Below are 24112 nucleotides of genomic sequence, written 5' to 3'. Positions count from 1 at the left end.
TATATTATTTTAAAAAGTTAATATCAATATTCTTTGAGCTTAATAGCTCATTTTCTTTTGCTAAGTCAAAAACACTTTCGCCAAAGTTAGTAAAGATTGATTTTTTTGCACCAATTTTGATTAAATATTCAATAATTTTAGTGTCTTTAGCAGACATTGCTGCTACATGAAGAGCAGTTAACCCTTCTTTATTTATAGTATTAGGATCTAATCCTAATTCATTTAGTTCTTTTAGTAATTCAATATTATTCTTTTTAACTGCTAAATGGAAAAGACTATTATTTCCATTTTGTAAAGTAGTTAATTTTAGTCCTTTCTTTAATAATAGATCTTTTTTTGATTTAAAGTTGTTTATACGATTTTGATCAAAACCTTCAATCAAATAATAAGCAAGTGTATTGTTTTTTTTATCAATAACATTTATATCTGCACCTTTGTCAAGTAATAACTTAACAACTTCAGGAGAATTATTCTTTACAGCAGCCGATAATGCTGAATTTCCATTATTATTCTTGTGATTTATTAAATTTCCACAATCAGTTAAAAAAGAGATTATCGTTGCAGAATTTTTATTTGCAGCTATAATAAGAGCAGAATTTCCTTCTTTATTAATGTGATTAGGATTAACCTCTTTTCTTATAAAATATTTAAAAGTATTTAGGTCTTTATTTTTAAAAGCTAAATTATGTAAAGGAGTGTTTCCATCCTTATTAACAATATTAATTTTTAAACCAATATTTTCTAAATATTTAAAATATTCAAGAGAGTTGTATCCTTTTCGTGAACCTTTAGTAGCCAAAAAAAGAGCATTTTCCTTTTTCTTATTTAGTCCTTTTACTTTAAACTTTTTAGCTACTAATTTTTTTAAAAGATTGATGTTACCTTTCTTTGCTACATAATTAAAAATGCCATTATTGTATTTATCCTCACTTTGTAATTTTAACCCTTTGGATACGAAATAATTAATGACTTCAAAGTCATTAAGGTAGCCTGAAACTAACAATAGCGCATTGGCACCATTTTTATCAATATCATTTGCAATGTCAATGCCATTTTCTATGCATAAATCATAAATTTCTGTATTCGTTATGCCTGTTGCAGCAGCAAAGTTAGCTACAGTAAAACCATGTGAATCCTTTAAATCCATTCTTGCATTATTGATTATTAAATGTTTCATTAACTCTATATTATTAGCATATGCAGCCCAAAATACATACGTTCTCTTATCATGTGTAATTTTATTAACATCATTTCCTTTAAAAGAGAGTAAATGTTTAATTATTTTATTGTCTACTTTTTCAAGTATGGCATAGACAACAGGATCAAAGCCATATTTATTTAATTCAGAGGGGCTATTTCCTTCGGCAACTTTTTGATCAATTGTTTCCAATGTAGGGCTGGCTTTCCAAAATTTACGATCTAAAAATTCATTCTGGTCTTGTTTTTGACCAAAAATAGTTCCTAATGTAAAAACTAAAATTAGAGTAAGTTTTTTTATCATCATTTTATTAGTTGTTAATAATAGAATTTTAAAAATACGGTTTCTAAAGTCATTATAATTTAGGGGAATCATAAATTGACTTAAAGAAAATATAAATTATTGAGAGAGGGGATTAGCCTAAAATTAGGGAATTAGGGGGAAGTGTTTTATTTCATAAATTTTGTTTTGGTTATCATTTGACAAAAGGATTCAAAGGAAAAAATGATTGTTTCCTAAAATTATTAATTACATAGTTAAAGAAATTAGCTAGATATTACACTACAAGGTACTTTAAACTTATAAAGTACCTTATTAAACAGATTTCAAATCTTTAATTTTTTATAAATGATTCAATTATTTCTCCTATTTCTTCTTCTTGAGATACTTTATCAGAAAAAAGATGCTTATAAAGAGGTTTATTTTTAACTTTTTTCTTTAATGATAATGTTTTTCTTCTAGCATAAACTTTTGCCCATTTAGATCTTACAGTTTTCCATTTTGAAGTATTTGAAAGCCACCACTCTTTTGCCGCCTTACATTTGCTATCGGGTACACGAACGTATGTATTATACCCTTTTTCATGAGCTAAAATATAATCTTGCTTATCAGCTTCTCTAATTACTTTTTTATTGTCTTGATCATGAACCCATCCGTAGTCAGTAATTTCATGTCGATTTCCTCTAACAGTAACATTGTAATCACTTCTTTTAGTATATTCTCGTCTAGGCAATGGAGCATCTGTAGTACTTTCCCAATAACTTTTACCGTTTAAATGAATCCACCTTCCAGTACCTTCGTATCTCGGACTATCATCAACTTGATATACCTTTTGACTCCACTCTTTTTTAACATCATTTTTAGACTTATTTTCATAAATCCAGGTATTATCTCCATTGTATGTGTAAAAGTTTTGATTCTGATAAACCCAATCTTGACGCCAGTGTTTTATAATATGAGGAGAGGAAGGATTGCCGACTTGCAGTAAATGCTGAATAGAGATTAAATTTTTATTTTCTTTAACCAGTTGGGCCCATTCTAGTGCTTTTTCAGTTTTTGTTTTTGAAGGTTTGTAAAGAGAATCTTTACTATAGTTAAATGTTTCAGCAAAATTGAAAGTAACCTCAAAACATCCACACATTTTTTTGATGGCTTCCTGATCTTCGCTTTTTTGCGATTGAACTCCTGTGGAATAGAATATAAAAGCAAAAATAATCAATACACTTTTATTCATTGTAACTTATTAATTTAAAAAATTTTTACAAAAATATAAAATTAATTTAGATTGATTTAAAATAACTGATATATTTGCATCAAAATTATTAAGAATGTTTCTAAATAAACTTTACTTATTCTTTTTGTTATTTTGTGGAGCTATTTTTTCTCAAGTTGATTTAGAAAAAAAACAGGACACTACAAATATTAATAGTAATAATCAACTTGATGAGGTTATTGTAACAGCGACAAGAACGAAAAGACAGTTGTCTTCTTTACCAATGCCTGTTACTCTGATTACCAAAAAACAAATCAAGGAAATAGGATCAGTAAGATTACGTGATATATTATTGGAACAAACAGGAGTAACCCTTGTTCGTGAAAATGCAGGCAATTCAGAAGGCATTCAATTACAAGGCATAGCAGCAGACTATACACTTATTATGATTGACGGTGTTCCTGTAGTAGGAAGAACAGCTGGGAATATTGATTTAAATAGGATAACGGTCAATAATATCAAACAAATAGAGATTGTAAAAGGTCCTTCTTCTTCTTTATATGGTTCGGAGGCTATGGGTGGTGTAATTAATATTATCACAGAAAGACCCAAAAATGATACTTTTAAAGGACAATACCATGTATTAACAAGAGGAGGTTCAAGGAATGAATTGGATATCAATTCAAACATTTCGTATCGAAAATCGAAATTAGGTATTATTGGAGGAGTGAATTTAAACTCGAGCGGTGGATTCGATTTAACACCACAAACGAGCCCAAAAACAGTTTATCCACATCAAAATTATACCTTGAACGCACAGGTCCTCTACGATATTTCCAACAGTTTAAATTTTGATACCAGTTTTCGTTATTATAACCAAGATCAGTTCATAAGTAGTGGCATTACCAATTCTCAGACTGATTTTAATAGTAATACTAAGTTAATCCATAAGCTATCGGATCGATGGAACATCGATTATACGTTTTACGCCACTCGATTTAAAACAATTAGTGATTTTTATGGAAATACATCCCTATTTGATCGAAGTCTATTTAGGCCGGAAATAAGATCAGATTATAGCTTTTTGAATACAGCAACTTTGATTTTTGGAGGAGGAGTTAATATTGATGCTTTAGACAGGACCTTTATTGATAAGGGTAAAAAATTTAAAGCTTGGTATGGTTTTGTGCAGTTAGATTTTAATCCTACAGAAAAGATAAATATCGTCTATGGTGCCAGGTACGAGGGAAGTGATAGTTATCAGTCTGCATTTACACCAAAAATTTCGGCAAACTATGAATTAAATGATATTATTTCGGTAAGAGGATCTGTTGGGTATGGATTTAAGATTCCAGATTTCAGACAGTTGTTTTTCAACTTCCGAAATGTCAATAACGGTTATATTGTTTTAGGAACACATACTATAAATGACGAAATTACGAATGGATTAGATACTGTGGTACAAGTAGAGAGGAATTTAAAGCCTGAAAGTTCTATTGGTTATAATTTTGGTTTTCAAATTAAGCCTGTAGAAGGATTAAGAATAAATATTAATGCTTTTAGAAACGATATTAATGATCTTATAGATTCTTATGATACTAAACTTTTATCTAGGTCTTTAGAAGACTTAAGCCCTGAGGTGGTTGAAGTTCAAAAAGAGCTTAGGAGAAGGATAGGTATTTCAGAAGATCGCCACATAAGAGTTTTTACTTATAGAAATTTCAAAGAAACGTTCACTCAGGGAATAGAAGTTGATATCAATTATAAAATTAACAAGAATTTACGCTTTTTAGCAGGTTACCAATTTTTAGACACTGGTAATAAAGTAGAGATAGACGAAATAAAAAAGGGAGTTTACTATAAAGATGAGAATGGAATATCTCAAAAACTCGATCCCTCAGCATATTTTGGTTTGGCAAATCGTTCCAGACATATGCTGAATGCAAAAATATTTTATGAAAATTTTCAGCACAAATTTGCTGTCAATCTTCGTGGTATCTACCGTAGTGAATTTGTACCTATGGATTCTAATAATAATGATTTAATAGATACTTATGACAATTTTGTAAAGCCAAATACACAAATCAATTTTGCTGTAAACAAAGAATTATTTGGTTTGGTCAATCTACAATTTGGTATAGATAACCTCTTTAATTATGATGGATTAAATAATAAAGAACTTTTTAATTTTTCTAATCCAAATGGTGGAGGGGTGGTACCTAACGAAAGTTTTTTGCAATTGGGAAGGAGTTATTATGTTAGAACTCAAATAAATATTTAAATAGAAACAAGCACTGAATCATGAAAAAATTTAAAACAATTATTAGTAGTGTAATTATAGCTTTGGTATTAACATCTTGCGGGAGTAGTGATCAAGAAGAAGCATTGAATCAATTGCTCCCACTTGAGACCAAAAAGATAGAAAGTTTACATGCCCCTGGTGAAGGAAGAGGGGAATATACAGGTCCTTTTACTAAGTTTAGTTTTTCTGAAGGAAAGCAGGTAGAAGACGATAATTGGGATATTGCTTTTAGAGCAACTCAGATTATTGTAAATGGAGGTGCAAAAATAGGAATAGCAGATGAGCCAAATAGAACAGGAAATGCTAGTTTAAGTATAGTTTCTAATACATTTTCAGAGGTACTGGAAGCTCCTGTAGATGAGCACTTTAAACAAGATGCCGACGGTGTGTATGCATTACCAACAGGAAATGGTAACGGGTGGTATAATTACAGCTTTACTACTCATATAATTAGCCCAATTGCTGGAAAAATATTAGTTGTAAAGACCCATAATGGGCATTATGCTAAAATTGAAATACTTAGTTATTATAAAATTCCACAGGATATGTCATCTGATTCACAATATTTCACCTTTAATTATATATATAATCCTAATAAAGGAGATAAAGCACTTCAGTAAATACATTTATTGAATTTTGTTAGTTTTTGTTACGTAAAATAGCCTAATTATTTAATTAGGCTATTTTTTTTAGGTAAGAGTATAAAATTTCATTTTGAACTTTAAGCTAAAATAGTATTCGTTAAAGACTATGATGTTTCTTTATTCAATCTTAACAGGAATAGAAATGTATCATAACGAAAGACCAATATAGTTCAATTGTTTTCAAAGTTAGCTCATAGGAGAAAGATGATTAATACAATCATTATTTAATTTCTAACAAGTATACCTTGATTTAAGGTATCAGTTATTTATTTTTTTAGATCAAGATTTATGATTTTTTATTTGGTATCTTTATTCCTCTACTTATTTACAATCAGAACAGTTCAATATCTTTAAATAAAACAGATATTTTTCATATTTTCGCTATGTAAGTGAATCTAATTGAAAACTATTTGTAAAATAGGCAAAAGCTATTTGTTTTTGCTAGAAAAGAATGAATTTAAATATATTTTTAAATAAACTATTCATCACTGAAGAAAACCTTATTGATGAAATTAAAGAACATTCAACTTTAACAACCCATAAAGTTGGTGATTTTATTATAAAAAAGAACCAGTACATAAAGGTTTTAAAGATTGTATTGCATGGACGAGTGAGAGTATATCAGACAAATGAAGATAGAGAAATATTGATCTATTATTTGGGGAATATGGAAACTTGTACCCTTTCACTATCAGCATGTTTTGAGGATTGTAAAAGTACAGTAAATGCTGTTACTGAAGAGGATTGTACTATATTGAACATCCCTGTTCGATTTGTCAGAGATTGGACTTACAAATATAAGTCATGGAATAAATTTACAATAAATATCTTTAGAAAGAGTTATGGTCATTTGATAAATCAATATGCAAGATTGGCATTTCAACCACTAAAGGAAAGACTATTTGACTACCTTGTTTTTAAAGCAGAAAACTCAACAGTAAATAAATCACATCAAGAATTAGCCAGAGAACTAGGAACTAAAAGAGAAGTAATTTCTAGGCTGTTAAAAACGCTTGAAAAGGATGGTCGATTACTACTAGGCCAAAAAGAAATAAAAATTTTAAAATAAATTTGTCGGTGTAACAAAAGTCACAGGTATATACTTTTGAAGTATCGTTTCTTTGTATCAAATTATAAAAATCAGTCGGAAATGAAACATATTAACAAAGTATTATTAGCTGGACTCATTTTAGTGTCCTCAATAGCATGTACACAAGAGAAAAAAACAACAGAAAAAAAAATTGTTAAACAATCTTACCAGGAGCATTCTCCAATTAAGCATCATGAAGTAGCTCTGGAAGTTTTACAAGCAAGTAAGGATTGGATAAAAGAATTTAATAGAGGAAATGATGAAGCAGCTGTTAGAGGCTATGAAAAGAATGCTGTGATGAGTGTTATTCCTATTGGTATAAAGAGAGGAACAAAAGAAATTTCAGAGTTTTGGACTCCATTTATAAAGTCAGGGGCAACAAATTTAATTTATACGAATGTAAGTGTTGAAGTATCCAATGAGACTACCGCTTTTTTATCAGCAAATTGGAGTATGAACGTAGGACGAGGAGTTATATTCCAAGAAAAATGGGAAAAGAAGGAAGGAAAATGGTTACTTACCTATGATAATTTTCAAATATTAGAGCAATTTAAGGAGCCCAAAGAGAATAAAACAAACCCAATAGGGAGCCATATTGTGCTTGAAGAGGTTATTACGACTTCGATGAATTGGATTAAAGGATTTAATTTAGGGAAAGTAGAAATTTGTGCAAATGGTTATTCTGAAGATGCTACAATGAATGCAACCCCTTTTGCATTTCTTCATAATAAAAAAGATATTAAAGGATTTTGGTCAAAACTCATATCAGATGGAGCAAAGAATTTAACCTATCATAAGCCTGCATTTAAAGATATTACAGGTAACTCTGCTATATTAACTTCTCAATGGAGTATGAATATAGGTGAAGGTAAAATTTATCAAGAAAAGTGGGAAAAGAAAGATGGTAAATGGGTTCTTACATATGATGAGTTTGAGGCGCTTAAAAAGTATTAAGCTGAAGTATATAAAATTAAAAAAATAAAAAGTAAAAAATAAAAAATATTGTCATACTAAACGATTCTAGTTTTGTTTTAAAAATAATGTAAACAACGACTTATAATAAATTCTTTACAAATAAATAGATCACTTTAGTTTTAAATAAATTATAAGTCTTGTTTTATCAAAATAATAATAGAATCGTTTATGATATATTTTTCATAACCCTCAATAGGAAAAGTTTTTATTTATAAGAACTCTTCCTATTGGGATTTTAAAAGAACAAGAATTAATTCTTGTTTTTTTTGTTGTCTGAAGATTAAAAACTATTTCATTTTTTGAAATAGTTTAAGGGAGGTAACATCATTATTTTTATTGATAAGATTACTTTACGAAAATAAAGCTATGAACTATTTTAAGTACTTGTAACAAAAGACACAACTTTTATATTAAACTTCAATTTATCTTTGTTGTATAGCTATATTTATTAACATTTATATTGGTAAAAACAAAAAATATAGCTTTTCATTTTACAGTTTTTCAGGTTATAAATGATTAAAAAAATGTAGTTAAATTTTAAATAATAATTAATATTAAAAAAACAAAATGGATAATAAAGAAGTTTATGTATTAGTTCACTCAGCTTGGTTAGGGGGGTGGCAATGGGATAATATAGCCGAATCTCTTCGTTTAAAAGGCCATGAGGTAATAGCTCCTGATTTGCCAGGACATGGAATTGATGATACTCTACCAAAAGATATAACAATGGATGATTATGTAGATAAATTGATAGGTATCTTAGATAAGCAAAAATGCTCAGTAATTTTAGTAGGACACAGTTTTAATGGTATTACAATAAGTAGGGTAGCAGAATTAAGACCTTCTAAAATTAAGAGTCTTGTTTATTTAACGGCTTTCCTTCTTCCTAATGGAGGTTCGTTTTATGAGGCTGTTAAAGAAGTAGGGAATTCAATAGCTGTAGATAATTTTGAGGTATCAAACGATAGGACGTATGCTGTAGTTAAAGAGGAAGAGTTACAAAATGCATTTGCTCATGATATTTCTGCAGAAATTTTTGAAGGTGCTAAACCTCATATTGTTAGAGAACCATTGGCTCCTCTTATGTATGAACTAGAAATTACAGATAAAAATTTCGAAAAAATACCAAAGTATTACATTGAGACAACAGAAGATAAAGCGATTCCAATAGATATTCAAAGAAGTATGTATAAAGGAAAAGTTCTAAAAGTCTACTCTATTAAAAGTAGTCATACACCAAATTTTTCTAGTCCACAAAAGGTAGTAGAGGCTTTATTGGATGTAGCAGAAGAGCAGAAAAAAATAAACTTAATTCAAAGCCATCTGAAAGTTTACAATAACATTAAATTTCATAGACTGTTTTCAAATGAAGATCAGCTATTGGCTCATTTTGAATCAATGGAAGGAAATGAGTCTTATGCACATATGCTTCTTTTTGAAAACAGTATGGAAAATAAAATACATACGGTAGTTCAAAAGGTTCCTGATAATCAGTTGGGAGGCCATACGATGTTTGATGGGGCTAGCACATCGACTCCTGATAATACAGAAGAGAATAAGAATATTATAGAAAGATTTTTAAAAGATGTATGGATCGAAGGTAAGGTAAGTATTATCCAAGATTTTTTTGAGGAAGGTAAGGTAATTCAACATAATCCAATGGTTGAAGACAATGTGGAAGGATTATTCGAATTTATGAAGAGTCTTTCTAGTCAAGGAATAAGTTTACATTATGATGAGGTATTAGCTATTTTTGCTAAAGGTGATATGGTTATGACCTATTCAAAAGGATTTATAGGGGAAGAAAAACATTTTTTCGCAGACTTGTTTAGGTTAAAAAATGGAAAGATCGCTGAACATTGGGATGTCATTCAAAAAAAATAAGTTTTTTAGATCTAAGGATGAATTTAATCAAAAAGTGAAATATTGTTTTTTGTTTAGAAGAACTGTTTTTTTAAGATTTATTCTGCTGATTTTAGTTAATTATAAGAGAGCTATATAGTACTACTTACACACGGTTTTGATGATTTTAGTTTTTATAAAACTTTTAGAGTTTTATTTATTAAGTAAAGATAGATTAGAGTTTATCATATAAGTTTGAATTAATAAAGTTACTTCAAAGAGATATAAAAACTAACATATAAATCTTTTAGTTCGTCACTTTTTAGTATTTCAACACTATATTTACAATGACTCACCGAAGGATATAAATACTTTGTCTAAAACTTACTTTTTAAGCTAACAAGTTGAAGTATCTTTAATAAAAGATTTAATATTTCGTTTTTAGTTAGTTTGTTAGTTTGAAGAAAAGAAGCATTTCTAGTATTTGCTTCTTTTCTTTTAGTTTGTTATATAAGTTTTATTAAAACAATTTTATAAATTTCAAAAGCTATTATAATAAAAGAATCTGCTTGAGATCATTAATAGTAACAGTAGACTTTTTTATAATAAAAAACGCTATTTTAATTCTGTTATAGATAAAAATAGAGTGTAAGTTTTAAAATAGTTTTTAATCTTTATCTTGTTAATTCAAAATAAAACTTTGTGTCTATGTCAATGATTAAGGTGCTATTATCAATAACAGTCTGTGGTATATTTAGATCAGTTAAATTGTCTAATATTTCAGAAAAAGAAGATAGAGGTTCTTCAATTTTTTGTTTAATATTTGTCTCAAGGAATATACTATCATCGGTTAAACTAATTACATCCATTATAATTTCGCCTAGCTCAATTTGATTTTTAATTGAATCAGGGATTTCGTCAGGGAGTAAAGAAATCACAATATTTTCAAGAAAAATACCATTACTAACTACAAGTTTATCGCCAGATGTATTAAAATAATAATCTGATTCATTTGAAATATTTGTAATAGGGACTACTTCATTAATGTTATCAGTACCATCATTAATTTTTATTTCTGTATCAAAAGAGCCATTAAAATTTAATTTATTCGGAGATTTTTGAAAAATAGCAGAAGCATTGAAGTTTTTACCGGTTCCTTCTAAGGTATATTTTTTATATTCATTTTCAATATTTAGTATTTTTGTTTTGATAGGTATATTACCATCAACCGTTAGTTTAGTTAGGTTTAACTCTCCCATAATGTCGGGAGTTTTAGCCGTATTTTCGTCATTAGAACAACTTGAAATAATACAAAATACAAGAAAACTAAAAAATTTAAATTTATTCATTTTTTTATGTTAAGGGTTATCTCATTAAAAATGAGTGGATAAAGGTCAAATATAAAAATATTTTACGTTAAAAAATGCTTAAAATTCATGTTTTCATAATAATAGGTAGATAGGGGCCTAATGATTATTTTTTAGGTTGTAATGATTATGTTGACTTAAAAAGTTGGTGTATTTAATAATGTGGTGTGTTTATAGTTTTTCTTTAAGGTATTTTGAGGTGTGAGAAATTTTATTTTTAACAAGTTCTTCAGGGGTACCACAAAAAATTAAATTCCCTCCTTTTTTACCTCCTTCGACTCCTAAATCAATAATATAATCAGCACATTTTATAAGCTCAATATTATGTTCAATGACAATTATTGAATGTCCTTTTTCAATTAGAGCGTTAAAAGAGTTTAAAAGCTTTTTAATATCGTGAAAATGTAGTCCAGTAGTGGGTTCATCAAAAATGAATAAAGCTTTATCTTTTGTGTTACCTTTGACTAAGAATGAGGCTAGTTTGATTCTTTGAGCTTCTCCTCCTGAAAGGGTAGATGAGGACTGACCTAATTTTATATACCCAAGACCTACATCTTGTAGAGGTTTAAGTTTTTTGGCAACTTTAAATTCTTCATGAAGCGTAAAGAAAACAACAGCGTCATCAATGGTTAAATTGAGAATATCATCAATATTTTTACCTTCGAAATTAACTTCTAAAATTTCTTTTTTAAAGCGTTTACCTCTGCAAACTTCGCATTCTAAATGAACATCAGCCATAAATTGCATTTCGATAGTAACTTCACCTTCTCCTTTACAAATTTCACATCGTCCTCCTTCAACATTGAATGAAAAATGTTTTGGCAGATAATTTCTGATTTTTGATAGCTTTTGAGAGGATAACAGTTTCCTAATATCATCATAAGCCTTAATATAAGTTACTGGATTTGATCTTGAGGATCTTCCAATAGGATTCTGATCAATAAATTCAACGTGCTTTAAAAAATCAAAACTACCATTAATCTCTGAATGCTGTCCTAATTTATCACCATAACCGATTAATTTTTTTTGCATAGCAGGGAAAAGAATTTTTTTGACCAAAGTACTTTTTCCACTTCCTGAAACACCCGTAATAACAGTTAGGTTATTTAAAGGAAATGAAACATCAATATTTTTTAAATTATTTTCTCTAGCCCCAATAATGTTTATTGCATTTTTTGATACTCGTCTTTTTTTGGGTGCCTCAATATTTAATTTTTCTGAAAGGTACTGTGATGTTAAAGAGTTGGATTTCATGATTTCTTTAAACGATCCTTCAGCAACAATTTTTCCACCGTAAGTACCTGCTTCAGGGCCTATATCAATTATATAGTCAGCTTCTTTCATAATTTCTTCATCATGTTCAACTACAATTACCGTATTACCTAAATCTCTTAATTTTTTTAAAACTATGATCAAGCGTTCTGTATCTTTTGGGTGTAATCCAATACTTGGCTCATCTAAAATATACATTGAACCTACGAGACTACTTCCTAGTGAAGTTGCTAAATTTATTCGCTGACTTTCTCCGCCAGACAAAGTGTTCGAAGTCCTATTAAGTGTTAAATAGTTTAAACCTACATCTTGCAGGAACTGTAACCGACTATTGATTTCAGTAAGTAATCTTTTTCCAACTTTTTCTTCGTAAGAAGAGAGATTAAGTTTAGTAAAGAAGTTAACTAATTCATCTAGAGGTAGTTCTACTAGTTCTGTTATTGTTTTTCCGTTAATCTTAACGTATTTAGTTTCACTTCTTAGGCGTGTTCCATGGCATTCAGTGCAAGTAGTTTTTCCCCTGTAGCGTGAGAGCATTACTCTATTTTGAATTTTATAACTTTTTTCTTCGAGAGTTTTAAATAATTTATTGATTCCCTTAAATTTTTTAGTTCCATTCCAAACTAATTGTTGTTGTTCCTCTGAAAGCTCAAACCAAGGCTTATGAATTGGAATTTGAAATTCTTCGGCATGAAGTATAAGATCGTTTTTGTATTTCTTATAGCTATCTGTTTTGAAGGGAAATATGGCGTCTTCATAAATAGATAAACCTGTATTAGGTATTACAAGTTCTTGATCAATACCAACCACATTACCATACCCTTCGCATGAAGGACATGCGCCATAGGGGTTATTAAAACTGAAAAAGTGCGTATTTGGTTCAAGAAAGGTTATGCCATCAAGTTCAAATTTATTATTAAATTCTTTTGTTTTTTTAGTAGTCAAATCATAAATTAAGCAAGAGCCTTTACCTTCAAAAAAAGCAGTTTGAATAGCATCGCCTAATCTATTGTAAAAGTCGTCTTCATTTTTAACTACAATTCTATCAATAACTAAGAAGAGATCACCTCCGTTATATTTATCAACGGAAAAATTATCTATTTTATAAACTTCATCCTTATATCTTAACCTTGCATATCCTTGCTGTTTTAAAATTTTTATAACGGTTTCCAGTTTTTTATCCTCGTTGAAAATAATCGGCGCTAGTAGAAGTAGTTTTGTTTGATCTTTAAATCCCTTTACAAAGTCTATTACATCTGCTACTGTGTGTTTTTTTACTTCAGCACCCGAAATAGGTGAGTAGGTTTTTCCTATTCTTGCATACAAGAGCTTGATGTAATCATAGATTTCAGTAGAAGTGCCAACGGTTGACCTTGGATTGGTCGAGTTTACTTTTTGTTCAATAGCTATTGCAGGAGAAATTCCTTTTATATATTCAACTTTGGGTTTATGAAGTTTGCCTAGGAATTGTCTTGCATATGAGGATAAACTTTCTACATAACGTCTTTGACCTTCAGCATATAATGTGTCGAAAGCAAGTGATGACTTTCCTGAGCCAGAAAGACCTGTGATTACTACAAGTTTATTTCTGGGTATAATAACGTCTATATTTTTTAAATTGTGAAGTTTAGCACCTTTTATAACAATGTTTTCCTTAGAGTTTACACTAGAAATATCTTTTTTCATTTAATACTTTAGAATATATGTTGTAAAAATAAAGCTTTTTAAGGAAGTACTAAAGTTGGTTTTGGTTTTTAAAAATAAAGTTCTTGATTGATTAAAATATCTGGTGAAACTTTAACTTTTTAATTTTTTAGGTAATGATTTATCAGGCAAGATTAAAAAGGGACTTTTAATTACTCCTTAATTTTTTGTAATATCTTTAAAAATAAAAGTTAAGAAATTAAAAATTTGATTTATTTCAATAAACTGAGCTTGTCATAACATCTAAGCGGTATATAAAAGCTGTATATTATCAGATTTTAATGGGAAAGATAAACAATAATCTATAAGATTAATAGAAAGAAATTTTGATGAGAAGAAGTCTATTTGTCTTTTCATGTATTTATTAGCTAACCACTATGGAAGCTCTTTCTAGGAAAATTAAAAAGAATTGTTTTTTAGAAAACGCAATGTTTAAAATGTTAAAATAAGTATGTCTTCATAATAATTTTTAACAATATTTTTTTTCTTTTCATACACCGATAAAGCCTTTTAATACTGAAAATTATTTGATGAATTTATTTAAGAAAATTAAAAGATATTTTTTGTTTATCTGGACGAAACCATCTATAAACACTGAGGGAAAGCTTTGTTTTTTTTGTTTTAATCTTTTAATTTTAATAAAAAATAATAGATTAAAACATCGATTATTTGCATGCAGATACTTTCTATTCAACGTTAATAATAACCAAAAAAATAAAAAAATATTTGCATTTAACAATAAAAAAAATAATATTTGTAACAGTTTATAAATCAATATTTAACGCCTATAGCATAAAATTACTCTAAAAAAAAGTTTTACCCCTAATCAGAAAGATAGTTCCAACTATCTTTCAAAAAGTAATTTTATGGACAAAAATGTACTACAAGATAGTTCTTTGGTCAAAGACTATATTAAAGGAAACGAAAATGCCCTTGCAATACTAATTAAAAGACACCAACAAAAATTGTATAGCTTTATATACAGTAAAATTCAGGACAGAGATTCAACAGAGGATATATTTCAAGATACTTTTATCAAAGTGATAAGAACATTGAAAAAAGGTCATTATAATGAAGAAGGTAAGTTTCTGCCATGGGTTATGAGAATAGCTCACAATCTAGTTATAGATTATTTTAGAAAAAATAATCGAATGCCAATGTTTAGTGGTTCGGATGATTTTGATATTTTTTCTGTAATAGGTGATGGAGAATTAAACGCAGAAGCAAAAATCATTAAAAGTCAAATATTAAATGATGTTAAAAATTTAGTAGATGAGTTACCCGAAGAACAAAAAGAGGTATTAATCATGCGTATTTATAATGATTTAAGCTTTAATGAGATATCAGAAAATACAGGAGTTAGCATAAATACAGCTTTAGGAAGAATGCGCTATGCTTTAATAAATCTTAGAAAAATCGTGGAAAAAAATAATGTAATTTTAGTTAATTAAACAATATTCTTGAGTATTATGCGTTATATTCACGAATTATATGTTAATATTAAGAATACATGACGCAGCTTTACTCTAGAGAAAAGTCAAACGACTCAAAAAATAACCCCAAGGAAGAAACAATTCAATTTATACTTAATTTTTCAAAAAGTTTTCAAGTAAAAAAAATGAAATCGAATTGTTTAATCGAATTACATTTGAATTAAGAGTAAAAAATCCTCAACTGTTAGCAGTTGAGGATTTTTTAATGTTTATTATTTTAATAATGATCTCCTTCCAACAGTTTTTGTAATAATGTCTTTCTCTCTATCCCAGCCTCTTGCAGGAGAGTACTCTCTACCATAGTAAATTATTTGTAAGTGTAATTTATTCCAAAGATTCATAGGAAACAATCTTTTTGCGTCTTTTTCTGTTTGATTTACACTCTTACCATTAGACAAGTTCCAACGATACATTAGTCTATGAATATGTGTGTCAACTGGAAAGGCAGGAATATTAAAAGCTTGCGCCATAACAACACTAGCCGTTTTATGTCCAACTGCTGGTAATTCTTCTAAAGCTTCAAAATCAGCAGGAACTTTTCCATTATGTTTTTCTATTAGTATTTTAGAAAGCCCAAAAATACCTTTAGATTTCATTGGTGAAAGTCCAACGGGTTTTATAATTTCTCTAATTTCATCCACAGAAAGTTTAACCATACTGTATGGTGTATCTGCTTTTTCAAAGAGCAGTGGAGTGATTGTGTTTACTCTAGCGTCTGTACTTTGAGCAGACAATAAAACCGCAATAAGCAAAGTATAAGGGTCTTTATGATTTAAAGGAATTGGTGTTTCAGGATATAATTCTTCTAATGTATTTATTACATACTGAACTTTTTCTTTTTTTGTCATTAGTTTACTTAGTTTTATATAAAAAAGGTCTTTAAAAGAGAGTTTTAACTAAAAACCTACAACAAATTTACAAACTTAAATAACGATGTTTTATCATTTCTTTTGTTATTTGTAAATTTGATTTTTAAAAAATCAAAAATATTTAGAAAATGACTAAACTACAAATAGGAGATAAGGCTCCATCTTTTGAAGCAAAAGATGAAAATGGAGAAACTATAAAATTATCAGATTACGAGGGAAAAAAACTAGTTTTATTCTTTTATCCAAAAGCAAGTACGCCAGGATGTACCGCTGAAGCATGTAATTTAAGAGATAATTATCAAAGTTTTTTGGCTAAAGGCTATAGAGTTCTTGGTGTTAGTGCAGATAGTCCTAAGAGACAGCAAAATTGGAGAAATAAGCATGATTTACCTTTTTCGTTACTAGCCGACGAAGATAAAAAAGTTATCAATGCATTTGGTGTATGGGGACCAAAAAAATTTATGGGTAGAGAGTACGATGGAATTCATAGAGCTACTTTTATTATTGATGAAGCGGGATTTATTGAGAATATAATAACAAAAGTTAAAACAAAAGACCATACTAGTCAAATTTTAAACTAAATAAATTAGGACATCTAAGTTAACTACTAGATGTCCTAATTTTATTGTTATTAAGCGTTTTTTAATTGGAATTACTCTGTTTTCCTCCAGCTAGTAGCTCTTTTTGTAATTCTTTACTTGTTTTACTACTTCCATCATGACTCCATCCAGGAGGCATAAACACATATTTCAGTCTTATAGGAAGAGGAAGCCCTTTTTTATTAACGAAAAAATCTTTAAAAATCTCTTTCCATTCATGAAATATGATATTTACAGGACCTCTATTTTCAATGTTTTTAGTTAACCCGAATTTAAGTTTTTCATATTCCATTTCGTTTTCTTCAGCTTGAAATGTTCCAAATATTCTATCCCAAATAATCAAAACCATACCCATATTTTTATCTAAATATTTAGTATTAGATGCATGATGTACTCTATGATGTGAAGGTGTAACAAAAAAGAATCCCCACCAGCCTAATTTACTTTTAATAAAATTAGTATGACAAAGAGTCCCATAATTTTGATTCATTGCGTAAGCAAACATTATGTGTAAAGGTGCAATTCCTAAAAAAGCAAGTGGTAAGAAAAACATATACCTAAATAAAGGTTGAAGTACAGGAGATCTAAAACCTGTAGTAATGTTATAGTATTCAGAATTATGATGAGTTACATGAACAGCCCAGAAGAATCTTGAGTGATGATCAACATAATGATGAATATAATAAAGAAAATCTTGGCCTATGAAGGCAACTAACCAATAAATAACAGGAGATTCCCATGTGATAACTCTGTATTGATAACAAAATCCCATAACCAAAAATGAAAAAGCCTTCATTATTAAATCTAGACTAAAGTTAACTAATGCAAAATATACATTAGTACTAGTGTCTTTAAAGTTATAGTTTTTTACTTTAGCTTTATAGCTAAAATACATTTCTATTAAAATAACTAATAGGAAGAAAGGGGCACTCCAAAAGTAAAGAGTATCTTGATTTAGTATATCAAACATAGTTTATGATTAGGTGTAAACAAAGATATTTTTTTATTTTTAAATTAAACTTACAATTATATTTTTTATAACATTTTAAGTCTCTCTATTATCCACATTTTAAAACTGTAAAAGTTTTGAGGAGCAACTCCATGACCTACGGGGTATTCTGAATATATATTATTTAATTTATAATTGGAAAGGAATAAAGGAGCTTTTCTTGCCCATTCAACTGGAAGTACTTGATCAACAGACCCATGAGAAATATAATAATCTGTTCTTATTTCGTTGTCAATAAATTGAGGTAATAGCTCATCATTTATATATCCACTAAGCGCAATAACATGCTCTACTTTGTTTGGGAAATTTAAACTTAGAGCATAGCTTAAAATAGCTCCTTGACTAAAGCCTAATAAAAACGTTTTATTTTTCGAAGTACGATACTTTTTTTTGATCTCATCTATAAATTTAGCAATCTTGTTTAAAGATTCCTTTGCCTGAGTTATATCAGAGAATTTTCCATTTACTGAATCAAAATTAATGGTATACCAAGCGTAGCCTCCATAGCCCATTTCATAAGGAGCTTGAACACTTATGATTAATAATTCTTCAGGCAGTTCTTCTGCAAATGAAAATAAATCTTGTTCATTGCTTCCATAGCCATGTAATAAAATTAACAAAGGAGGGTTGTCTGTATTTGTTTTTGGAGGTCTTGTAATATACTTTAAACTCATTATTGAATTACTTTAAACCATTCTTGAAATTTATCCCCTATATAAGGAATTAACTTTTCGTTATTGTTAATAGCACCAATGAAGCTAATTAACCAAAACAAAAAAATAGTGATCCCAATAGCAGAGCTTATCCATCCGCTAAGATATTGTTTTGTCAACCATCCGTTAAGAAATGATAATAAGTGTAATCCAATCATTTGTCTTATGTAGAAACTCGTAAATTGATTTTTTTTACTATTATTTAGTAAAATAGCGATTATAGTACCTATTATTGTAAAATGACTTATAATAGCATTTGTTTTTCCTTCCTCAGTTGCTGATAGTTTATTCATTTTGTGCTAAAGTTAACTTGTTATTATTATATGATCCATATACTTTTCCTTTTAATTTAACTCCTAAAAAAATACTGTTTTTTGAAGTTGATAAAATATTTTTTTCAGAGAAAATATATTCATCCTTAGGAGAGAATAACGAAAAATTAGCTTTGTTGTTTTCTTTTATTGAATCAAATTGAACTCCAAAACGTTTTCTGGGGTTAATCGATAGACATTTTTGAATTGTTTCTAGATCAATGATAGTATTTAGTGAACTAAAAGCACTCTCAAAGCCGATGGTTCCATCCTTAGCTACTGAAAATTCAACTTTTTTATGCTCAATATCTATAGGGTCATGATCGGTTGTGATTATATCTATTACTCCACTTTTAACTCCCTGAATGAGTGCAGAACAATCTTCTTTTGTTCTTAGTGGTGGATTTACTTTTTTAAGAGCATCAAATTCATGTAATTCATTATCAGTCAAAGATAGGTTATGTACACTTGTACTGCAAGTTATGTCTAAGCCCTGTTCCTTTGCTTTTTTGATTAATTGAACAGACTTAGCCGTTGAAATAGTAGGAATGTGTAACTTCCCCCCAGTATACTCTAATAAAAAAATATCTCTAGCAATTTGTAATTCTTCAGCAAGTGAAGGAATTCCTTTTAACCCGAGAATTGTACTATTCATACCTTCATTAGCTACACCTTCTCCAGCAATAGCATTATTTTTAGGAAAACTTAAAATCAAACCATTAAAATTTTGAGCATATAGTAAAGCTATCTTTAAAAGATTATCATTAGATATGGGTTTTTTGTAGTCTCCAAATGCTATGGCACCTGATTGTTGCATGTCAAATAATTCCGCTATTTCAAGTCCTTCACTCTTCTGAGTAAGTGCGCCAATAGGAAAAACATCAGTAGTAGAACCATTCGCTTTGTTGATTAAAAATTCTACAAATGTTTTATTATCTGCTATGGGGTTTGAATTGGGATTTACCGCAATAGAAGTGAAACCACTTTTTGCAGCGACATTCAGTCCATGGTTTAAAGTTTCCCTTTCTTCATAACCAGGTTCTCCTATAGAAGTACTTGTATCAAACCACCCAGTTGATACATGTAAATCATCAAATTTTATAATTTGATAATTTTCATTAGATACTATTTGGTTTTCAATTTTTGAAATAACTCCATTAACAATTAAAATATCTTTTGTTTGATTATGAAACGGACTAGAGATGTCTACTATCTTAGCGGATTTGAGGAGCGTCGTCATGATTTAAAGAATTTTAAGATCAAAATTTCAAAAAGCAAAGATACAATGGAAAGTAGTAAAAACCATTTCCAAAGCCAGTGAACTTCATTTTTTTTCTTAATTTCTTTTAGGGTACTTTTAACAGATGATGAAACATTGAGATTTTCGTTCTGACTTACAATTTCTTTAAGGTTTAAGAACGAGAGTAAGCTTTCACTCGAATCGTAGTTAAATGCAGTACTTCTAATAGTGTCCTTCTGTTGTATGATATAATTAAAGCCAGCAAATAAAGGTTTTTCTTTCATCGTAATTCTTGTTTTATTTTGAAGTACTTGTTGCAACGGAATAAAAGAATTATTACTATTTGATATGGTTAAAATACTCTTTTTGCTAACAGGTATATTTAAATCTAAAATATTATTTTTACCTACCGTGTAATAAAGCTCAGCTATTTTTATACTTTGCCTGCCAATGTTATATAATAATGGAACTATTAATGGAGAATTTTTAAAGTTACTATTTTTCTTATCTAAAGGGCTTGAGAACCAAAAAATGGAAGCCTCCTTTAATTTAATTTTAGAAACAAAGTCTTTTTTGTTTTCAAAAGATAAAATACTACTCGAATTAATGAACTTTGTTGTGTACGAAGTGTTTGTCGAAGGATATTGAAAATTATGAACATCTTTTTTAAATACATTTGCGAAAATGGGATGATTAAAATTAATGTTGGTTATTTTTAGAGTATCATTATTTTTTTTAAATTCTGAAGCGTTAATATTCATTTTTCTAAATAAATCATAGTAAGATAATGTATCAATAGCGCTACTTGGTATAACAATCATGCTGCCACCCTTTTGGGAAAAATTTTTTAAAATTTCTTGTATTGAATTAGGAATTTCATCAAGTTCATTCAGAATAATTAGTTGCTGTTGATTTAAATCATTATAATTTATTTCTTGAAGTGAAGTTTGCTTGAAATTAAATTTATCTGGAGTGTATATCTTTTGAAATGCATCGTTTAATTTTCCGATTGATAGTACATTAATTTTTTCATTTGTTGCTAATGTAAAATAAAAAGTATTATCAAATGAGTAAGTATCATTGAAGTTGATGTTTAGCTTACCCAACAATAAAGATTCTTTTTGTAGTGAAAAAGAGATGTTTTTAGTTGTGTTTTTTTGAATGTCAAAAGTTTGCTTATTGAGTAAGGAGTTGTTGTCGTAAATTGCAATTGGAATATTTTTTTTATCACTACCTTGATTTTTTATGATAATATTTAATTCTAAAGCATTTTCTTTATTCCCTTTAATAAAAAGACTATCGATAGATAGATTTTCTTTCAATTGAGGGGTTAGTTGAACTAAAGATGTATTGTGTTTTATGTTTTTAAATTTATTTGTATTCGTGTTTTGAAAATCAGAAATAAGAATTCTTTTAAATGAAATAGAATTATTGTCTTTTTGCGAGCTCATTTTCAATAATACGTCGTTAACATTTTTTTTTGATGCGGAATATTTTATTTTAAGTAGAATACGTTTCATTTCACTAGCATTTTTTCGAGGGTAATATCCCGTATTGGTTTGAAGTGTATATGTGTTTTCTACTGATAAATTCTCTACTAAATCTTGAATTGCTATTTGAAGAAGATCTCCTTTTTTTCCTTTAGCTTGCATGCTCAGGGTATTGTCGAGGTAAATTGAATAATGTAATCTTTTGTTAGCCTCTCTGTTACTTAAATAGGGTTGAGCAAAAGCAATTATGAGAAAAGAAAGTATACATAATCGTGTAATTAAAATTAACCATTTTTTTATTTGAGAACTCTTACGAGTTTGTAAAGCGATTTTTTTTAAAAATGCTACATTGGTAAATGGTGTTTTTACAAACCGTTGTAATTGAAAAAGATGAACTATTATTGGTATTATAAGAAGTCCAAGTAAGTATAAGATTTCAGGATATTTGAGTTGCATATTTAGGTTCTAACAAATGTTTATACGAATCACTTATTACCTTTTATTGTTGGTGAAAATGACTCAGGAAGTAAAAATAGTCAAAAACAAGGTTATTCAACAAACTAGTTAAAAATATGTTAGAAGTATTTTTAGTTTTTGCCTATCGTGAAATTTTACTACTTTTGATTCATGACTACAAAAGAGGGGTCTTGTATAAAGAATAATAAAGCTCGGTAAAAAAATCGATATATTAATATAATTTTCAAGAGAGGCAATTGTCTTTTGAAAAAAAAGTTTTCATTATGGTAAGAAATCAGAGCTTTTAATGACAACATTTAGTGTAGATTCGATTTTTAATTTTCGATATTAAAGAGAAAATATAAAGTATTGTTTCTAAAACATAATTCTTTACCACGTCTTTTAACTAAAGTAAAGATCTCTAAGAAAATGATCAAAAATGAAAACGTATCAAATTCCATTTAAAAATACCGGTTTTTTTTCTCAAATAATGCTCGATTATCTAGAAAAAGACGAATCAATAAACGACTTTTATAATAATTTCCCTTCTATTGAAGGTTTTCAAAGTCAAATTGTACAGAAAAAACTATCTTATAATGAAAGTACAAGGAATAAATTATTTTCAGTTCTAGATGCTCAATATAAAAATATAAAATCACATAAAAAGGTTCATGATAATTTATTAAAATTAAAGTTGTCTAATTCTTTTACTATTACAACAGGACACCAACTGAATTTATTTACTGGTCCACTTTATTTTTTGTATAAGATTATTTCAACAATTAATCTTTGCGAGATATTGTCAAAGCAATTTCCCGAAGAGAATTTTATTCCTGTATATTGGATGGCTACAGAGGATCATGATTTTGAGGAAATTAATCACTTTTCTTTCAGACAAAAAAAGGTTAAGTGGAGTTCTGATCAAAAAGGAGGAGTAGGACGCTTTAATACAAGTGGACTTGATAAGGTTTTTTCTGTTTTATCAGATCATTTAGGGATGTCTAGAAATGCAGAAGAATTAAAAAAAATTTTTAAAGAAGGGTATTTAAAACATCAAAATTTAGCAGAAGGGACTAGGTATATCGTCGATAAATTATTTGGAGAATATGGACTGGTTATCTTAAATGCAGATGATAAAGTTTTAAAAAGAGAATTAACACCTTATGTAAAAAAAGAGCTTTTCGATCAGACTTCTTATAAAAGCGTATCGAAAACATCTAAAATGCTTGAAAAAAAATATAAAACTCAAGTTAATCCAAGGAAAATAAATTTATTTTATTTGATTCAAGGTACACGTGAAAGACTAATTTATGAAAATAATTTATTTAAAGTAAACAATACCGATTTGGTTTTTTCAGAAGAAGAAATTATTCAGGTATTAGAAAATAACCCAGAAAGATTTTCACCAAACGTTATTACACGTCCATTATATCAAGAGGTAATTTTACCAAACCTTTGTTATATTGGAGGAGGAGGGGAGTTAGCTTATTGGTTGCAGTTAAAGAACTATTTTAATAAAGTATCAGTACCATTTCCAATTTTATTATTAAGGAATTCTGTTCAAATAATTAGTGAGAAACAAGAAAAAAAACTAATTAGATTAAATATTAGTTTAGAAGAATTATTCCTGAATCAAAACGAGTTGTTAAAAAATAAAGTTAACATAGAAGCTGAGCATAGTATTGACTTTATAGAACAGAAAAAATATCTAGAAAACCAATTTAAAAAACTTAAATTAATTGCTTCAAAAACAGATGCTTCATTTATAGGTGCTGTGAACGCTCAGGAAAAAAAGCAATTGAAAGGACTTAATAATTTAGAAAAGAGGTTACTTAGAGCAGAAAAAAGAAAGCAATATGATTTGGTAGAACGTATTACTACAATACAAAATGAAATATTACCAAATCAGTCTTTGGAAGAACGACAGAGGAATTTTTCAGAGTATTATCTAGAATATGGAGCACGTTTTATAGAGGTTTTGAAAAAAAGTTTAAATCCTTTAGATCAAAAGTTTACAGTTATAGTTATGGATTAATGAGTTGTAAA

General features: G+C 28.6%; 18 protein-coding genes. 8 read left to right on the top strand and 10 right to left on the bottom strand.

Going from position 1 to position 24112, the window contains the following annotated elements; translation table 11 throughout:
• Positions 1–4: 4 nt before the first annotated feature.
• Positions 5–1504 carry an ankyrin repeat domain-containing protein gene (locus AC2GW8_RS04460; protein ID WP_440881589.1) on the bottom strand — a complete coding sequence of 500 codons (1500 nt, stop codon included), beginning with the start codon at positions 1502–1504 and terminating at the stop codon, positions 5–7.
• A 307-nt stretch (positions 1505–1811) separates the two neighbouring features.
• The gene (locus AC2GW8_RS04455) at positions 1812–2711 is read right to left on the bottom strand and encodes a DUF6607 family protein (protein WP_440881588.1); all 900 of its coding nucleotides are present in this window, start codon (positions 2709–2711) and stop codon (positions 1812–1814) included.
• 94 nt (positions 2712–2805) lie between these two features.
• Between AC2GW8_RS04455 and AC2GW8_RS04450 the strand changes: the two genes are divergently transcribed.
• The 5 genes from AC2GW8_RS04450 (at position 2806) to AC2GW8_RS04430 (ending at position 9585) form a co-directional block, all read left to right on the top strand.
• Entirely contained in the window at positions 2806–4971 is a 2166-nt protein-coding gene (locus AC2GW8_RS04450) for a TonB-dependent receptor plug domain-containing protein (protein WP_440881587.1), read from the top strand.
• Between the two features lie 20 nt (positions 4972–4991).
• Complete coding sequence (locus AC2GW8_RS04445) at positions 4992–5612, top strand: HmuY family protein (RefSeq protein ID WP_440881586.1); 621 nt, start codon at positions 4992–4994, stop codon at positions 5610–5612.
• Between the two features lie 475 nt (positions 5613–6087).
• Positions 6088–6705: a Crp/Fnr family transcriptional regulator gene (locus tag AC2GW8_RS04440; protein WP_440881585.1), complete on the top strand. Its 618-nt coding sequence runs from the start codon at positions 6088–6090 to the stop codon at positions 6703–6705.
• Between the two features lie 81 nt (positions 6706–6786).
• Entirely contained in the window at positions 6787–7680 is an 894-nt protein-coding gene (locus AC2GW8_RS04435) for a Cif family virulence factor (protein ID WP_440881584.1), read from the top strand.
• Between the two features lie 588 nt (positions 7681–8268).
• Entirely contained in the window at positions 8269–9585 is a 1317-nt protein-coding gene (locus tag AC2GW8_RS04430; RefSeq protein ID WP_440881583.1) for an alpha/beta fold hydrolase, read from the top strand.
• A 632-nt stretch (positions 9586–10217) separates the two neighbouring features.
• Here the strand turns inward: AC2GW8_RS04430 and AC2GW8_RS04425 are convergent.
• Both AC2GW8_RS04425 and uvrA read right to left on the bottom strand, forming a co-directional pair.
• On the bottom strand, positions 10218–10892 hold the full coding sequence (locus tag AC2GW8_RS04425; protein ID WP_440881582.1) for a hypothetical protein: 675 nt from the start codon (positions 10890–10892) through the stop codon (positions 10218–10220).
• Positions 10893–11081: 189 nt separating this feature from the next.
• On the bottom strand, positions 11082–13868 hold the full coding sequence (gene uvrA / locus AC2GW8_RS04420; protein WP_440881581.1) for an excinuclease ABC subunit UvrA: 2787 nt from the start codon (positions 13866–13868) through the stop codon (positions 11082–11084).
• A gap of 884 nt (positions 13869–14752) precedes the next feature.
• Here uvrA and AC2GW8_RS04415 point away from each other — a divergent pair.
• A complete protein-coding gene (locus tag AC2GW8_RS04415) occupies positions 14753–15337 on the top strand; it encodes an RNA polymerase sigma factor (RefSeq protein WP_440881580.1) in 585 nt (194 codons plus the stop codon).
• 254 nt (positions 15338–15591) lie between these two features.
• Here the strand turns inward: AC2GW8_RS04415 and AC2GW8_RS04410 are convergent, their stop codons facing one another.
• Positions 15592–16227: an endonuclease III domain-containing protein gene (locus AC2GW8_RS04410; RefSeq protein WP_440881579.1), complete on the bottom strand. Its 636-nt coding sequence runs from the start codon at positions 16225–16227 to the stop codon at positions 15592–15594.
• 149 nt (positions 16228–16376) lie between these two features.
• Here AC2GW8_RS04410 and bcp point away from each other — a divergent pair, with 149 nt between their 5' ends.
• Positions 16377–16829, top strand: a complete 453-nt coding sequence (bcp, locus tag AC2GW8_RS04405; RefSeq protein WP_440881578.1) for a thioredoxin-dependent thiol peroxidase — start codon at positions 16377–16379, stop codon at positions 16827–16829.
• A gap of 61 nt (positions 16830–16890) precedes the next feature.
• On the opposite strand, the gene AC2GW8_RS04400 is transcribed toward bcp, so the two are convergent.
• The 5 genes from AC2GW8_RS04400 to AC2GW8_RS04380 all read right to left on the bottom strand — a co-directional run bounded on the left by AC2GW8_RS04400 (position 16891) and on the right by AC2GW8_RS04380 (position 22066).
• Positions 16891–17817 (bottom strand): sterol desaturase family protein, encoded by a 927-nt coding sequence (locus AC2GW8_RS04400; protein WP_440881577.1) that lies wholly within the window; start codon positions 17815–17817, stop codon positions 16891–16893.
• A gap of 65 nt (positions 17818–17882) precedes the next feature.
• A complete protein-coding gene (locus AC2GW8_RS04395; RefSeq protein ID WP_440881576.1) occupies positions 17883–18530 on the bottom strand; it encodes an alpha/beta hydrolase in 648 nt (215 codons plus the stop codon).
• Positions 18530–18862 carry a hypothetical protein gene (locus tag AC2GW8_RS04390; protein ID WP_440881575.1) on the bottom strand — a complete coding sequence of 111 codons (333 nt, stop codon included), beginning with the start codon at positions 18860–18862 and terminating at the stop codon, positions 18530–18532. The genes AC2GW8_RS04395 and AC2GW8_RS04390 overlap by 1 nt, the downstream gene beginning before the upstream one ends.
• Positions 18855–20120 (bottom strand): dihydroorotase, encoded by a 1266-nt coding sequence (locus AC2GW8_RS04385; RefSeq protein ID WP_440881574.1) that lies wholly within the window; start codon positions 20118–20120, stop codon positions 18855–18857. The genes AC2GW8_RS04390 and AC2GW8_RS04385 overlap by 8 nt, the downstream gene beginning before the upstream one ends.
• Positions 20117–22066, bottom strand: coding sequence for a BatA domain-containing protein (locus AC2GW8_RS04380; protein WP_440881573.1), 1950 nt, complete (start codon positions 22064–22066; stop codon positions 20117–20119). The genes AC2GW8_RS04385 and AC2GW8_RS04380 overlap by 4 nt, the downstream gene beginning before the upstream one ends.
• Positions 22067–22505: 439 nt before the next feature.
• Here AC2GW8_RS04380 and bshC point away from each other — a divergent pair, with 439 nt between their 5' ends.
• Positions 22506–24101 carry a bacillithiol biosynthesis cysteine-adding enzyme BshC gene (bshC, locus tag AC2GW8_RS04375; protein WP_440881572.1) on the top strand — a complete coding sequence of 532 codons (1596 nt, stop codon included), beginning with the start codon at positions 22506–22508 and terminating at the stop codon, positions 24099–24101.
• Positions 24102–24112 lie beyond the last annotated feature (11 nt).

This window comes from Tenacibaculum profundi (assembly GCF_057162725.1).
This window is presented reverse-complemented; position numbering and strand designations above follow the sequence as displayed.

What these genes read in the sequence shown, in the direction of transcription:
- AC2GW8_RS04460 (WP_440881589.1), bottom strand. Translation starts at nt 1,504, where the DNA reads ATGATGATAAAAAAACTTACTCTAATTTTAGTTTTTACATTAGGAACT.
- AC2GW8_RS04455 (WP_440881588.1), bottom strand. Translation starts at nt 2,711, where the DNA reads ATGAATAAAAGTGTATTGATTATTTTTGCTTTTATATTCTATTCCACA.
- AC2GW8_RS04450 (WP_440881587.1), top strand. Translation starts at nt 2,806, where the DNA reads ATGTTTCTAAATAAACTTTACTTATTCTTTTTGTTATTTTGTGGAGCT.
- AC2GW8_RS04445 (WP_440881586.1), top strand. Translation starts at nt 4,992, where the DNA reads ATGAAAAAATTTAAAACAATTATTAGTAGTGTAATTATAGCTTTGGTA.
- AC2GW8_RS04440 (WP_440881585.1), top strand. Translation starts at nt 6,088, where the DNA reads ATGAATTTAAATATATTTTTAAATAAACTATTCATCACTGAAGAAAAC.
- AC2GW8_RS04435 (WP_440881584.1), top strand. Translation starts at nt 6,787, where the DNA reads ATGAAACATATTAACAAAGTATTATTAGCTGGACTCATTTTAGTGTCC.
- AC2GW8_RS04430 (WP_440881583.1), top strand. Translation starts at nt 8,269, where the DNA reads ATGGATAATAAAGAAGTTTATGTATTAGTTCACTCAGCTTGGTTAGGG.
- AC2GW8_RS04425 (WP_440881582.1), bottom strand. Translation starts at nt 10,892, where the DNA reads ATGAATAAATTTAAATTTTTTAGTTTTCTTGTATTTTGTATTATTTCA.
- uvrA (WP_440881581.1), bottom strand. Translation starts at nt 13,868, where the DNA reads ATGAAAAAAGATATTTCTAGTGTAAACTCTAAGGAAAACATTGTTATA.
- AC2GW8_RS04415 (WP_440881580.1), top strand. Translation starts at nt 14,753, where the DNA reads ATGGACAAAAATGTACTACAAGATAGTTCTTTGGTCAAAGACTATATT.
- AC2GW8_RS04410 (WP_440881579.1), bottom strand. Translation starts at nt 16,227, where the DNA reads ATGACAAAAAAAGAAAAAGTTCAGTATGTAATAAATACATTAGAAGAA.
- bcp (WP_440881578.1), top strand. Translation starts at nt 16,377, where the DNA reads ATGACTAAACTACAAATAGGAGATAAGGCTCCATCTTTTGAAGCAAAA.
- AC2GW8_RS04400 (WP_440881577.1), bottom strand. Translation starts at nt 17,817, where the DNA reads ATGTTTGATATACTAAATCAAGATACTCTTTACTTTTGGAGTGCCCCT.
- AC2GW8_RS04395 (WP_440881576.1), bottom strand. Translation starts at nt 18,530, where the DNA reads ATGAGTTTAAAGTATATTACAAGACCTCCAAAAACAAATACAGACAAC.
- AC2GW8_RS04390 (WP_440881575.1), bottom strand. Translation starts at nt 18,862, where the DNA reads ATGAATAAACTATCAGCAACTGAGGAAGGAAAAACAAATGCTATTATA.
- AC2GW8_RS04385 (WP_440881574.1), bottom strand. Translation starts at nt 20,120, where the DNA reads ATGACGACGCTCCTCAAATCCGCTAAGATAGTAGACATCTCTAGTCCG.
- AC2GW8_RS04380 (WP_440881573.1), bottom strand. Translation starts at nt 22,066, where the DNA reads ATGCAACTCAAATATCCTGAAATCTTATACTTACTTGGACTTCTTATA.
- bshC (WP_440881572.1), top strand. Translation starts at nt 22,506, where the DNA reads ATGAAAACGTATCAAATTCCATTTAAAAATACCGGTTTTTTTTCTCAA.